This window comes from Armatimonadota bacterium (assembly GCA_013314775.1).
Taxonomy (GTDB): domain Bacteria; phylum Armatimonadota; class Zipacnadia; order Zipacnadales; family JABUFB01; genus JABUFB01.
This window is the reverse complement of sequence record JABUFB010000014.1, coordinates 36,742-50,439: the sequence shown is the minus strand read 5'-3', so window position 1 is coordinate 50,439 and position 13,698 is coordinate 36,742. Positions and strand designations below refer to the sequence as shown.

General features: G+C 63.8%; 10 protein-coding genes. 3 read left to right on the top strand and 7 right to left on the bottom strand.

Features of this window, described 5'->3' with window-relative positions:
• The first annotated feature begins 32 nt into the window (after positions 1-32).
• Together HPY44_17905 and HPY44_17900 are read left to right on the top strand one after the other, a co-directional pair.
• Positions 33-1,076 (top strand): stage II sporulation protein M, encoded by a 1,044-nt coding sequence (locus tag HPY44_17905; protein NSW57881.1) that lies wholly within the window; start codon positions 33-35, stop codon positions 1,074-1,076.
• A gap of 1 nt (position 1,077) precedes the next feature.
• Positions 1,078-1,950: a hypothetical protein gene (locus tag HPY44_17900; protein NSW57880.1), complete on the top strand. Its 873-nt coding sequence runs from the start codon at positions 1,078-1,080 to the stop codon at positions 1,948-1,950.
• 8 nt (positions 1,951-1,958) lie between these two features.
• Here HPY44_17900 and HPY44_17895 read toward each other — a convergent pair whose 3' ends face one another.
• Both HPY44_17895 and HPY44_17890 read right to left on the bottom strand, forming a co-directional pair.
• Complete coding sequence (locus tag HPY44_17895; protein ID NSW57879.1) at positions 1,959-2,987, bottom strand: hypothetical protein; 1,029 nt, start codon at positions 2,985-2,987, stop codon at positions 1,959-1,961.
• 2 nt (positions 2,988-2,989) lie between these two features.
• Positions 2,990-4,003 carry an epoxyqueuosine reductase gene (locus HPY44_17890; GenBank protein ID NSW57878.1) on the bottom strand — a complete coding sequence of 338 codons (1,014 nt, stop codon included), beginning with the start codon at positions 4,001-4,003 and terminating at the stop codon, positions 2,990-2,992.
• A 159-nt stretch (positions 4,004-4,162) separates the two neighbouring features.
• Between HPY44_17890 and HPY44_17885 the strand changes: the two genes are divergently transcribed.
• Positions 4,163-5,464, top strand: a complete 1,302-nt coding sequence (locus HPY44_17885) for an alpha-L-fucosidase (GenBank protein NSW57877.1) — start codon at positions 4,163-4,165, stop codon at positions 5,462-5,464.
• A 61-nt stretch (positions 5,465-5,525) separates the two neighbouring features.
• On the opposite strand, the gene HPY44_17880 is transcribed toward HPY44_17885, so the two are convergent.
• The 5 genes from HPY44_17880 to HPY44_17860 form a co-directional block, all read right to left on the bottom strand.
• Positions 5,526-8,159, bottom strand: coding sequence for an alginate lyase family protein (locus HPY44_17880; protein ID NSW57876.1), 2,634 nt, complete (start codon positions 8,157-8,159; stop codon positions 5,526-5,528).
• A 13-nt stretch (positions 8,160-8,172) separates the two neighbouring features.
• Positions 8,173-9,135 carry a Gfo/Idh/MocA family oxidoreductase gene (locus tag HPY44_17875; protein ID NSW57875.1) on the bottom strand — a complete coding sequence of 321 codons (963 nt, stop codon included), beginning with the start codon at positions 9,133-9,135 and terminating at the stop codon, positions 8,173-8,175.
• An 82-nt stretch (positions 9,136-9,217) separates the two neighbouring features.
• Positions 9,218-9,910, bottom strand: a complete 693-nt coding sequence (locus HPY44_17870) for a ubiquinone/menaquinone biosynthesis methyltransferase (protein NSW57874.1) — start codon at positions 9,908-9,910, stop codon at positions 9,218-9,220.
• On the bottom strand, positions 9,907-10,779 hold the full coding sequence (locus HPY44_17865) for a hypothetical protein (protein ID NSW57873.1): 873 nt from the start codon (positions 10,777-10,779) through the stop codon (positions 9,907-9,909). The genes HPY44_17870 and HPY44_17865 overlap by 4 nt, the downstream gene beginning before the upstream one ends.
• 86 nt (positions 10,780-10,865) lie before the next feature.
• Complete coding sequence (locus HPY44_17860; protein NSW57872.1) at positions 10,866-13,628, bottom strand: DUF4091 domain-containing protein; 2,763 nt, start codon at positions 13,626-13,628, stop codon at positions 10,866-10,868.
• Positions 13,629-13,698: the final 70 nt, after the last annotated feature.

The window sequence follows — 13,698 nt, the reverse complement described above, 5'->3', positions numbered from 1 at the left end:
CCCGCACCTGCCTGGAGTATGGTTCTTCTCTCATGCTGCCCGCGGACAGCACCCAGGATCGCGACCGCGCCGATCAACGCCGGCTGGCCGCTCTGCTTGAGCAGGCAGACCACCGTGGCCTGTCGTCCTTAGAGGACTCGCAATTGCGCGAACTCGGCCTGCTGTATCGCCGGCTTGCCGCCCAACTTTCCGAGGCAAGAGCTACAGAGGCGGACCCGGAGCGTGTCCAGTATCTGAACCAGCTCTGCGCGCGGGCGTACGCACGGATCTACACGGGCCGCAGTCGTCGGCAACTGGGCATCGGGAGACTATTCGCGGCCGAGATACCCCGCACCTTCCGCCGGCGCGGCGCCTATCTGCTGGCTTCGGGTGCTATCACCGTGGGAGCGGCGCTCATCGCATGCATCGCCGTGCTGGCCGACCCATCCTGGGCGCCGGCATTCGTGAGCGAAGGCGCCGTTCACACGTGGCAGCAGTTTGCGGAAAAAGGAGAACCCGCCGGAAGCTACTTCGCCGACACAGCGGCACAGCTTGGCGGGGCTGAGTTCTCCGGCCTATTGTTCAGCAACAACATCCAGGTGGCTCTGAAAGCCTTCGCCTTCGGGATGCTTTTCGGACTGGGGACCCTCTATGTGCTCATCGCCAACGGCTTCATGGTAGGCGCTCTCCTGGGTGTAGCGGCCAACGAGGATCAGTTGCTGCTGTTTGTCTCAGTGATCGCGCCTCACGGCGTAGCCGAGTTGTCCGCCATTCTTATCGCGGGCGCCGCCGGTCTGCTTATCGGCCACGCGCTGGTGGACCCGGGCGATCGCCCGCGACGGGATGCTTTGCGGATCGCCGCCCAGGATGCGGTCCGGCTGATCATTGGGACCGTGCCCATGTTCCTGGTCGCGGGCATCATCGAGGGTATGATCAGCCCTCAGAATGCCGGGCTTTTCGCAAGCGACTCGCCGAGAATCGCCTTCGGGCTCCTGGTGGGCACGTGTTTTTGGATCTACCTGCTCTTTGGAGACCGCCTGTGGGGCAAGGAACCGGCAGGCAAGGCCGACGGCCGCACTGTTACGGAGGCCGCATGAGATGCCAAGCATCGAAAAGCTGGGGACGGTGCAGATGCATCTGGTCGAAGTCTCGCCCTTTGAGTACAAGGGTGAGCTGCTGATCTTCGAGTCTGTGCGTCCGCGCACTCCGGACAACAGCCGCGGAGGACTCCACTACCTGCGCATCCGCCGGCTGGCCGACGGAACCCGGGATGTCCAGGATGCCGCCGAGTTCCAGACCGGAGAAGTCCTCGCCGAGTTCGGCGAAGGGTTCACCTTCGGCGTGCCCCTAGTGGCTGACGACCGAGTCTTCGTCTATGCAACCCTGGGTGAGAAGGACGGCCTGGTGCAGGACGACATACACCTGTTCGAGTCCTCGGACCTGAAGACCTGGCGCCGGTCGGTCGCGATCCGTGGCGAGGGCGAACTTCTTTTCAACTGCTCCGTCTGTCGTGATGCTGACCGATACGTGATGGCCTACGAGACCAACGACCCTCACTGGCCCGCATTCACCATCAAATTCGCCACATCCGCCGACCTGCGCACCTGGACCAAACTCCCCGTGGACCGGGCAGTCTACGGAACCGACAGGTACACAGCGTGCCCGAGCATCCGCTGGATCGACGGTTTCTACTACATGTGGTACCTGGAGCGGCCGACGGCTGACTGGTGGTTTGAGACGTGGCTCACGCGCTCCCAGGACCTGCTTCACTGGCAGGACTGTCCGGCCAATCCCATCCTGCGCGCTGATCCGGGCGAGGACATAAATAACTCGGACATCGACTTCGTGGAATGGCGGGGGGAGACGGTGATCTACTACTCCTGGGGGAACCAGCAAGGCGAGGAGCGCCTTGCTCACGCACGCTTTCCGGGGACATTGCGGGACTGGGTGCAGACGTGCTACGAGGCCTGACGGCCTGGTCAGGCCTCCATCTTCACCAGCACTTGTTCCAGAACAGACTCACAGTACCCGCACTTGTGGCACTGCCGCGAGCAGGTGGAAGTCCTCTCAAACCAGTCGTCCGGGAACCGTTCATTGTCGATGATATACGGCGCAAGCGCCGGGGCGAAACCCGGTTCGAACAGGTCCAGCAGGTTGCCCCGGAACCTCCGGGTCGCATACGCGCGAACCACCATTCGCGGTCGCGAGTGCATTCTTGTGGCCAGCTTCACTTGGTCGAACAGGCCCTCGTAGTGGTGCAGGTCCTCAGGGCGAATCCAGGTGTTCTGCAGGATCGATACCCAGTGTTCGCGGATCCGCAGGTAGTTCCAGCAGGCATGGGGGTTCCAGCCCTCGATATTGCGGGTCTCATCGATCTCTGCCTCATGCGCCACCATGTTGTCGTGGAAAACCTGGCCTGAGCAGAAGGCCATGCAGCCGCTGTTGGCCAGCAGGTGCAGCCGCTTTCCCACTGAATCAGCCCAGTCCTTGAGTTCCCGCAAGTACTCGAGGTCCCGGTTGTAGTCCCGCTGAACCTGGAAGCTATCGAACAGGTCCGCGAGATACTGCATCCCCTTGATCGTGCCGATTCGCATGTTCACGGACGCGCGAACATCCACCCGGGGAAAGTACTGCTTCACCGTTCGCGCCACTGTGAGCGATGTCGTGGTGACGGTATCCACCCCGCCCACGATGTCTTCGAGATGCTGGAGCACCGATCCCACCTGGTTCTCCAGGTAAGTGCTGGCGGCGTGGCGTCCGTAGCAATTTGCATTGAAGAGGATGTCCAGCTTCAAGCCCAACTCGCGCAGAGCCCGCAGGTCGTCCTCAAGCCGGCCCTGCGCGGTCCAGTCCGTGTAGCCCCGTCGGGTGGTCAGAGGGGCTCTTCCCGAGGGCATGTCCGCCCAGGGGAAGTAGACTTCCGCAATGTGCTCCCGGTAGTCGCGGACCAGGTCAAGAAACGGCTCTTCATCTTCTTCACTCAGTTGGTATCCAATGGCGAAACGCACGTTCAGTCGGCTTCCTTGTGTGAAGGGCCGGTCTCCCCGCGCACCGGCTCCTGGGACCAGTCCACCGTCCAGGGCTTGCGCCGCCGGAAGGGCTTCTCGAACTTGTTCTTCAGCACATCGCGGGACTCCAGGCTGATCATGCAGGCGCGCATACAGCCCCTGCCACCGCAGATTGCCTGACCTGTGTTGTACAGGTTCCGCGGCTTGCGGTAGAAAGGCGTGTACTGACTGCGGGTGATCTGCTTGCCGTACATCGGCTCGGTGTAGTCGCCTTCCATGCCTTCCTCATCCACCACCTTGCCCCCGCGGAAGGCGATGTCACAGGCCTCACAGTCCAGCTTCGCCCACTCCACCTCGTGCCCGGCGAGATTCACCTTCACAGTCTCCGTGGCGCTGATCGCCTGCCCCGGACAGTCCCGCACGCACGCCATGCATCGGTTGCACAGCGGCGGCCCGTCGTAGATCGGGTCTGGCTCCAGTTCGGCCTCGGTGACAACAATACCGATGCGCTGGCGCGGGCCGAACTCGGGGGTCAGGAACACCTTGCTGTAACCAATCTCGCCCAGACCCGCCAGATAGGCGGCGATACGCAGGTGGACCATGACATCGGGCTCCGCACGACCTGGCTCCACGGCGCGGCTGTAGCCCTCGCGCAGAAAGCCGTTGCCATCCACAGCCCGCCAGTCGCTCTGGTGGCCGTAGGGTATGGCCTCGTAGCCGTGGTCTTCAATGGCCTTTGCGAGATTGATGACCACCAGGGGCATGTACAGGTAGGTCAGCCCGCCATATCCCATGGACGAGTAGTTGCTGAAAAATGTGCCTTCCTCAATCCCGCGCAGGCTCCCGCGCATGACCCGGAAGGCCATGGCGATGACCGACTTCGCTTCAGGCATGATCTGCCGCGGGTCCATCTGAATCGGCGCGCCTTCCCAGCGTTCGGCAGACGCGATGCCGACCACATCAGCGCCCAACTCCCGGGCGTAGGCCTTGACTTCAGCAGCTGTGATCGATGACAAGGGCGTCTCGTCTCCTTCCGTTCCGGCAGCGGCCGGTGGGCGATTGTGAAGTCTATTCGCTGGAGGGCACCCGTCCCCCTCCGGCGAAACACATCCAGTGTGCCCGGTCATAGCCGAGGCCAACTCCGTTGGAGGCATCGCCAAACAGGGAGGACTCCCATGTCAGACGTACGCCCGGCTGTCGGTGACAGCAGCTGGTTCACTCACGACCGTTTCGGTCTATTCATCCACTGGGGCCTGTACGCATTGCCGGCCCGCCATGAATGGGTCAAGCAGCGTGAGCAGATTCCCGACGAAGCATATCAGAAATACTTCGAGCGGTTCGACCCGGACCTGTACGACCCCGAACTCTGGGCCAAGGTCACGAGCAACGCAGGGATGAAGTACTTCGTGGTCACCACCAAACACCACGACGGTTTCTGCCTCTGGGATACCGACCAGACCGACTACAAGGTCACCAACACACCCTACGGCAAGGACCTGATCGCGCCCATGGTTGAGGCCTACCGTGGGGCCGGTCTGAGGGTCGGTTTCTACCACTCGGTCATCGACTGGCACCACCCGCATTTTGTCATCGACGACCTGCACTCCATGCGCAACCACCCGGATCGCCAGAAGCTCAACGAGACCCGGGACCAGAGGAAGTATGCCGAGTACCTGCATGCCCAGACTCGCGAACTACTCACTCGGTTCGGGCAAGTGGACTTGCTGTTCTTTGACTTCAGCTACCCGTCCAACGAAACCCGCGTGGGCAAGGGCCGCGATGACTGGCAGAGCGAGAAGCTTCTGGCAATGGTGCGCGAACTGCAGCCGAAGATTCTGGTCAATGACCGCCTCGACCTGCACGACGTCGAGGGCGGCTGGGACTACAAGACCCCTGAGCAGTTTCTGGTCCGCGACTGGGTTCGCGTCAACGGACAGAAGGTAATCTGGGAGACCTGCCAGACGTTCTCAGGTTCCTGGGGCTACCACCGAGACGAAGCCACTTGGAAGAGCGTGGAGCAGCTTCTCACCATGCTCATCGACACGGTGAGCAAGGGCGGCAACCTGCTGCTCAACGTGGGGCCTACCGGTCGCGGCGAGTTCGACTACCGCGCGCTGGACAGACTGGCCGGAATGGGAGAGTGGATGAAGCGTCACGGCCGGGCGATCTACGGCTGCACCCAGGCGCCCGCCGAGTTCAAGACGCCCAACGACTGCCGCCTCACCTACAACCCGCAGACCAACCGGCTGTACGTCCACATCCTCAACTGGCCCATCAAGCAGCTTCACCTGGACGGCGCATACAGGGAGCGTGTGGCCTACGCGCAACTGTTGAACGACGCGTCCGAGGTGTTCTTCCACACGCCCCACGAGCACCAGGCAAGCATCGAGGGCGGCGCGGGCGACACCCTGACACTGGACCTGCCCATCACCAAGCCGCCAGTGACCATCCCCGTGGTCGAGCTGTTCCTGAAGTAGCGCGAGTTCCTGATCATCACGCCGGCGCGGGCAGGCGACAATCCGCGCCGGCGTGTTTTCGTCATCTGGGTCCAGCCACGTTCAGCCCGTCCAGCACCGCTGCCGCCGTGCTTCGTGGTCCAGTCCGCACGCAAATGGCCCGGCCCTGCCCGCTGTGTTCCCCGATGTGCATCTCGCCCGGATCCTGCGCCACTGCGACCGTGTCCTTCTGCCCGTCCGGCCAGGCGAGCGTAACCGCGAGGGCTCCCTCTTCCAGTCGCACCCACTCCACTTTCGGCAGCTCGGATGCCTCGGTGAAGGGCACGATCACCGTGCCGAGGGTGGCCGGGAGCGTGGCTTGATCTCGGAAAACGGCCACCGGAGCCGTCTCGGCGGTGGAACCCGAATTAGGGATCCATCCCTCGGTCATCTCAAGCGCGCCGCTGTTACTGGCGACCCACACATTATGGTCCGGGAAGCTCGTGCGGAACCCGCGCTCAGATGTCTCAACATCGCCCTTCGGCAGGTGGAACTGGCGGACCAGGTCATGTGCGCCCTCACCACCGACGTGATCGACTACAAGCCAGAAGTCGGGCTTCACGAACACCACCGTCCGCTGGTGCGACAGACCGTCCCGCTCAATCCTGCCGGCCGCGAGGTCGAATTCGTGCGTCACTTGCCAGGACAGCAACTCCGGATCCGCCTGTATCTGCTCTTTTCCGTCAATGGTAAGGATGTTGTGCGCCACTCCCTTGCGGAAGTAACTGCCCGACAGGGGCTGATCGTAGCTGTAGATGCCGGGGTCGATGAGCAGGTCGCGTCCTGCATACAAGAGGACCTGGAGCCGGTCCTGGTGGCTGTGTCCCCCGCCCCAGGGCGCACAGTCGAACAACAGCGCGCGGTCTTCGCGCTCCCAACCAGTGCGCATGACGCAGTACTTCGCATACGGAAGCATGGCCGAGGTGAACTCGGGCTCCCGTGCTTCGATGGTCGCATACTGGTCCAGCTGCTCCTGCGGGAAAAGCCACAGCCAGCCCGCCTGGATATCCTTGCTGCCCAAGAACCGCATGTCCTGGCGTCCGTACAGGAGTGCACCAAGGCCCATCATGTTCTCGATCCCCCCGCCTGACCCCGCGTCTCCCAGCGCCCAGTAGCGGCGGTCCGGCCGGCTGACGTGCATGAGGAACTCGAACATCCGCTCGTGGCGCTCCAGCAACCCGGGCACTTCGTACCCGTTGGCCTCGCATAGCAGCGCGGCCTTCAGGAACCGTTCTAACACCCAGCCATGGTATCCCGGCGTCAGCTCGGAGTGTGCTCCGTCGGGATAGACGTCCTTCTCCATATGCAACGCCAGATACTCAAAGGCACGCCGGCGCCATCCGTCTGCTTCCCGGAACTCTGGGAGCATGATCCCGATTGCAGCCAGCCCGGTGCACTCCACCACCTGCCAGTTGCCCATCCGCAGAGCCACCGTGTACCGGTGCAGATGCCGGGCATGTTCCACGAGAGAGCGCGTCATCAGGTACCGGGCTTCCGCGTCGAAGGCCGGCGCATCCATGAACAGCTCCATCATGTCAAACCAGCAGTCCCCGCGGATTCCGGTCTCCAGCGTGCGCCACACGGTCCCCCGCGTCCCCCGCGAATTGGTGAGGATCCGCGGGACGGGGTTGTCGGCGATCCAGTCCTTGAGCATGTACACCCAGTCTTCCGCGTACTTCTCGTCCCCCGTTGCCCAGTATGCGCACCCCAGATCCTTCCAGTAGCCGTGTCGGCTGAGCACGTGGGTCCATTCCGTCGGCCCCTGCAGCCATTCCACATCCTTCTCAAGCTGCTTGCGGACCCCGAGCCAGTCGAAATCTCGCGCCAGCACGCGATCGGCGCGGGGAGCGAACTGCGCCGTCCCACCGAACCGGGCCTCGTATGCCTCCAGAATCCGCGCCTTGTCTTTGCGCGACCACGTCCAGACCGGCGTCGTCCGTGTTTGAAGGTGCGCGGCCCATGCCTCCTTCGCAGCCGCCCAATCCTGCCGCGCAACGGCATCGCGCACGGCTTCGAGTCCCGGCCGGTCGAGGTCCATCAACCCAAAAAACTCCGCCTCATCTTTGATCGCAATATCCGCCGGCGGATAGTCCACCGATTCCTCAAGCATCTCTCCCTCCGGCTGCATCGTCAGCCTCAAGTCGTCAAGCATGAGTCGCCCCTTCACCTGCGTTCGGGCGCCCGACAGTGCGAAGTTGAACTGGTGCACCTCGTCCGGCAGCTTGCCATCAGTCGTGAACGCCCCCAGGGGGATGCTGAACTGCTTCCAGCCCTGGTGTGCCAGCACAATGGCCCGATTCTGCGCCGGGTAGACGTCCTCTCCCGACCGGTTCCCCTCGGACGCGGGCACCGAGCGAATCAGCATCGGGGCAACGTGGGCCCCGCAGCCATCGGACCACACCCGCACGCTCAGGTGGGTGTACGGCTCCAGCTTGACACCGGGTGAGACCACGGCGCGCACCCAGTCGTAGTGGGGGGCGGCAGTCAGGTCGAAGTCCAGCTGCAATGCCCCCGTCTCCGCGCCATCGCGCTCCACCTCCACCATTTTGTGGCCGGTGAACTTGCTCCGCCACTGGCCGGGTGTAGCATCCATGTCCGCGATGGTGAGACTTGCGGTGTCTTGAGCGAAGGCCCCGCAGGCAGCGGTCAACAGCAGCATCCAGACCGCCCTAAGCATATCCAGTCCCCTCTCAGGCACGCCGGGATTCGTCCCACTCGGCAGTCAGCGTTTGCGCCAGGATCATCTCGGCCACTTCCATGGTCTTCACGGCATCGGCGAAGTGCGAACCCGGCTGGCGTTTTTCTTTGAGGCAGTCAATGAACTCCCGGTTCTTCGCCTGGAAGCCTCCATAGACAAACAACTCATCGCTCCCCGATACCTCGCGGGTATCGTAGGTGACGCCGGTGGTGTCACCGTCCGCATACAAGAACCCCTTGCCCTCATGCTCCGCCTCAGCGCAGATGCCCGGGGCATGCATCTGGACGCGGAAAATCCGTCGGCCGCTGGTCCAGCTGTTGATCATCACACCGGTCGCACCATTGTCAAACCGGAGCGTGGCGACGATGAAGTTGATGTCCGGGGTGAGTACCCGGCGGGTGACGGACTGGACGCCGGTCACCTCACCGCCGCACATCCAGCGCAGCGTGTCGATCGCATGGACGCCGTCATCCATCATGTGATCCCTCGCCGCAAGATACGGGTCCGGCGCGCATTTGTAGAACTCGCAGACCGCGTGGGTGATGGGGCCGCGCTTCAGGCACTCGTCGCGCAGCTGCACTACCATGGGGCAGGTCCGGCGCTGGAAGCTCACCTGGGTGATGCAGCCATTCTGCTCGGCCAGCGTCGCCAGGGCCCGCGCCTGGTGGATCGTGATCCCCATGGGCTTTTCGATGTACAGGTTCAGCCCCTGCCGCAGGCACCACGTCCACACTTCGAACATGTACTCGGGCTGTCCGATGGCGTAAACAGCGTCAGGAGCGACTTCCTCTACCATCTTCCGATAGTCCTGGTAGCGCCCGGCGATGCCCCACTTCTCCGCCGTCTGCTCCAGCCGCTCCGGGTTCAGGTCGCATACAGCGGCAATCTCAACGTCCTCGAAGGATGACAGTGACGGGTAGTGCACCGCATTGGCCATGCTCCCGGCACCGACCATCACGACGCGAACTTTGTCCACACGTCCAGTCTGGTCCGACACGCGCCATCAACTCCTGAGGTTCCGCCCAGTGGCCCGGGGCTTACTTGACCGCAACGAGGACGGCCACCGCACCAAAGGTCATACGGTGGAAAGTGACGTCTGAGAATCCGCAATCCCCCAGCACTGCAGCGAACTCATCGGCGCCGAGAAACCGGGGAATCGTGTGGGCGAGATACGCATACGCCTCACGCGAACCGGAAATAAGCCGACCGAGAGCGGGAACTGTGAGACGCACGAAGGTGTGATAGGCCCATCGCACAAACCGGTTCGGTGGCTGGCTGGTCTCCACAATCACCAGCGCCCCGCCGGGCTTTAGCACGCGGGCCATCTCACTCCAGGCGGCCCTGAACGCTTCCCGCCCGGTGTTCAGGTTCCGTGACGCGAAGGAGACCGTCACGAGGTCGAATTGGTCCTTCGCAAAGGGCAGGCGCGTGGCGTCTGCGGCGACGAACGCCGTTCCTGGACCGGCGGCACGTTGTCTACCCCGTTGGAGCATGGGCAGCGCGAAATCTGCGCCGATGATGACCGGGCCGTTTCCGCCCTGGCGCCGCAGCTCCAAAGTCATGTCTCCGGTTCCGCAGCACACGTCCAGCCAGCTGCTTCCACCGTGGGCCACCGCTATTCGCGCCGCTGCCCGGCGCCAGGTTCGGTCCAACCCCAGCGTCATCGCGGTATTGGTCAGCTCGTAAGTTGCCGGGATCTGCCCGAACATCCGCTGCACGGCCTTACTCATGGTGCACTCGGCTTCCGACCGGCTGAAGTCTGCGGCTCCCGTACAGCGCGCGAGATGACAAAATCCACCGGGCCCTCCAGCACCTGGGCCCAGAAACCACCGTCCTGCACCCGCACCTTCTGGTTCGCGTGGAAGCTCTCTTCGGTGATGTTGATGAGCACAGGGTACTCCCCGGGTGGCAGGATGATGTTGCCGGGCCTGGGGCGCTGCCCTTCCCTCTCAGCGAACACTCGGACGGTTTCCGGGGCAGGCGTGTCACTCGAAGCGTACCCGTAGTGCCCCCGGTCCACCCGCACCTCGTGGTAGGGCGAATCAGTGCGACCTCGCGTCCGCTGATCCGACCGCCACAGCACGTGGTAGCTGCTATCCAGAGCAAATTCGCGGACACAGTCGCCGTTGCGATCGGTCACCAGGAAATCGAAGAGAAGGTACCCGCGGACATCTGCTCCGGCTCTCAGGCGCGCTTCCAGTTTGCAGTCGGCCACATTCGAGTCGTCGACGGCTGACCACCATCGTCCCAGTTCCCCGAGCCGTCTGCTCGCAAGGGCCTCGGGCGTCGGGTCTCCGGGCATGACGCCTGCCCGTCCCATGAGCTTGAGTTGGTATGCGAAGTTGGGCTTCAGACCGCGCATGACGATCCTGCCCCGGAACGTGTCCGCCTGCGAAGCCCATTCCACCCGCACATACCTGCGGTCTGTGGGCTCATAAAATCGCGGAGTTCGGAAGGCTTCCCCATAGGGCGCGCCCGCGACATCCAGCCAGCGCATGGCGCTGTCAGGCACAGCCCGCGCGGGCACGGGGTCAAGCACCCGGTCGAGCCCGGGTGCCGGGGGTGTCCCGCGCGGTTGGCATCCGGACAGCAGGCTCATCGCCACCACCAGCGGTAGCACAAGAACCGCTGCTGCTCTCGTCGCTGAAATCCGGCCGCCATCCGTCCACGCGTCCCGGCCACTTTTCACTGACCAGCCCCGGCCAGACGATCCAGCATCGCCTTGCGCGCCATCTCAAGGTCCGCCCATTGGCGGGAGTAGTCCTGGAACCCGCGCACCCCGGGGCTTGCCAGCTCGACCACCTGCGCCAGCGCCTGCTCGCGGGTGAGACCGCCTTTCATCAGTTCATCGATCAGCATGAACATCAACTCGCAGTCCTCAAGGCCCTCGCGCTCTGCCTCATAACGCAGGGAGCTATCCGAGACGAACAGGCGACTCGGCCAGCAGATGTATTGATCGCCGGGCGACTCCAGCGACGACAGCGGTATCGACCAGCGGTTCAGCGCCCAATGCAGGTAGCCGTCGGTGTCATACATGGCATTGAGCCAGTGAAGCACCCGCGACTTGATGGCATGACTGTCGATCATCCGGTTGGGGTGTTTGCCCTGCGGTACCCAAGCCACGTAGAACCAGACCTCATTCCCCGCCGCCTGGGCCGCCTTGTACTGGTCCAGCCACTGCTCGAAGTAGTTGAGCTGCGGCACCCAGACCTCCAGCGCTCCTTCCAGGTTCGGCACATGCACCGCATCTATCCGCGGCAGCCTGGGAGCCGCCGCCTTCACTCGCGCCGACAGCTCGCGGTAGCTGTCCAGGTTCACCGGGATAGGCTCGTCGGCCACGTGAACCGTGAACCGGTCCAGGAGCCCGATTTCCTCGATGTGCTTTTCGAGCGCCGGGAGCAGGTCGATGACGTCCATCTGGAATTGCTCGCCTTTGGCCAGGTCCGTGACCACGTGGCCATGGGAGCCCATGGTCGGGCATTGCCACTCGCCCGTTGTGCGGCTTCCCATGTGGCTCAGGCAGATGCGCCGGTCGACGCCATTCTCCATGAGGGTCCGCAGGTAACGATCGAACAGCCGGAAGTCATGCACCAGCCGGCCGTCTGCAAGGCGGTAAGACTGGACCCGGCTCCAGGCGGCCACGAAAACATTCTGGTGATGTGCCTTCATGAGCTGAGCGTGGCGGGCCAGCACCCGCCAGCCGTCCGCCGCATACGGCTCGACACCGAACTGTCGGCAGGGATCGTCCCATGAATCCCAGTATACGAACTGAAGTCTGGGCTTGTCCGCAAGCTCAACCGGCGACACTTCAATCCTGATCTCGAACTCGCGGCTGCCCTGTACCGATCGCACGTAACCCCTGCCCCGGTACTGTCCCGGAGCGGCGCCCCGCGGCGCGGTCACCCGGACATAGATCGGCTGCAGCCGTCCCGGCTGCAAGTCGCGGACCAGGTCATCGGCGAGCTCGTCGGGGTATTCAGCGGGACCGGGCCAGACCAATTCTTCGCGCGGCGTCGCGCGGGAGTTGATGTCGATCTTCACATAGTCCACGAAATGCCATGCCAGCCAGCGCGGATCGATCGCACCGTCGCCGCCCACCTGCATGAGCGGCTCAAACTCCACCCGAACGCCCTCGAGCGCCTGCTCAGGTCTGAGCATCACCTGGAAACCCTTGGCCTGGCCGCGCATGAGGAGCAGGTCGAACCCGGTCTCACCCTCGGCAGGCGCCGGCGCATCCACCGGCAGTTGCTCCGTGGCCGGCGCAGTCCACAGCGCGCAGGGAGCTTGAGCGGCGAGATTCGCGGGAGCAGAGGGAGCCGCCCACACTGCTTCCCCGCGATTGCCGCTGGTATCCTCGCAGGACACGCCGACCTCGCGCGCACCTTCAGGAAACGCGACCTCCAGCTCCACCCAGGGCTCTGTGCAGTAGAAGGGCCGGTCCAGCGCCAGCACGTCCGCCAACTCCCGCACCTCCAGGCCCACAGGCGCCGATGTCGCATCCGCGCGGGCCATCACGTGCAGCCGCGCAAGATCGAACTCAAGTGTGTGCGGCCACCAGCGGATTCTCGCCCTGCCGGCAACTGTCGCAATCACCTGGAGCCAACCCGGGCGGGGAGCCTGAAGATCGGCGGGGGTCGCAGTGACACGCGGTCCCATTGGCGACGTGTCACCGTCGCCATTCATGCAGGTCGCGGCAAGTTCGTACCGGACGCCATTGTCGAGAGAGTGGATAAGGCCTTCGCCTGCTTCGGCATCAAACGCAGCCCGGGGGACTGCCGTTCCCGCGTCACCGAACCCGTCTTCCTCGCAGAAAACGTGCACCGTGGTCACGCCCTGCCCCAATGTCGCGGGGTCCCACGTCACGCGCAGGCAGCCATCCCCTCCCGCGGGCGTATCCGCCTTGATGTTCGGCGGGTTCGGCGGTGGGAAGCCGGACTTCACGCGCTCGAAGACCACGTCATCGAACCAGGCTGTGCCCGAGTTCGGGGCACCCACCAGGAGGTCGAAATGCACAGAACGTGTGCCCGCCGGAGCGTCCACCGTGGCCTCGATCCACTGCCAGTCGGTGGTGCCGGTCACAGCGCCGGCGGGCGAGCCGCTCATCCACTTGTTTTCCTTGTCCATCCACTCTGCGAGAATCTGGGCGCTTGCATCCCCCAGGTTCTCGGTGCGGATCCAGCCCGCGATCCGGTAGCGTCCCGGGCGGGCTGGGAAGACCTGCATGGCGATCCCGCGGTTCCCCTTCCCGGTGATTCGAAGGGCCTTGCTGCCGCCGCGCCCTTCACCATCCACCACATCAATAGCGCTCATCCCGGCGCCTTTGGGCTGCTCGTACCAGGTGTGATTGGTGGACCACCCTGCGAGCCCCTGTTCGAAGTCCCCGTTCTGAAGCGCGGCCAGGGCTACCGATGCCACGAGTGTAGCCGCCAGGCAAAGCCATTGCATCATGCTCACCTCATGTGAGTGATCTGCATCGGAAGTTTCCACCCAGAACGGCGATATCCCTCCATGCCGCGGC

Bases quoted from the DNA above. Each gene is read 5' to 3' on its own strand.
- HPY44_17875 (NSW57875.1), bottom strand. From the start codon at position 9,135: ATGGTCGGTGCCGGGAGCATGGCCAATGCGGTGCACTACCCGTCACTG.
- HPY44_17870 (NSW57874.1), bottom strand. From the start codon at position 9,910: ATGAGTAAGGCCGTGCAGCGGATGTTCGGGCAGATCCCGGCAACTTAC.
- HPY44_17900 (NSW57880.1), top strand. From the start codon at position 1,078: ATGCCAAGCATCGAAAAGCTGGGGACGGTGCAGATGCATCTGGTCGAA.
- HPY44_17860 (NSW57872.1), bottom strand. From the start codon at position 13,628: ATGATGCAATGGCTTTGCCTGGCGGCTACACTCGTGGCATCGGTAGCC.
- HPY44_17865 (NSW57873.1), bottom strand. From the start codon at position 10,779: ATGAGCCTGCTGTCCGGATGCCAACCGCGCGGGACACCCCCGGCACCC.
- HPY44_17880 (NSW57876.1), bottom strand. From the start codon at position 8,159: ATGCTTAGGGCGGTCTGGATGCTGCTGTTGACCGCTGCCTGCGGGGCC.
- HPY44_17885 (NSW57877.1), top strand. From the start codon at position 4,163: ATGTCAGACGTACGCCCGGCTGTCGGTGACAGCAGCTGGTTCACTCAC.
- HPY44_17905 (NSW57881.1), top strand. From the start codon at position 33: ATGCTGCCCGCGGACAGCACCCAGGATCGCGACCGCGCCGATCAACGC.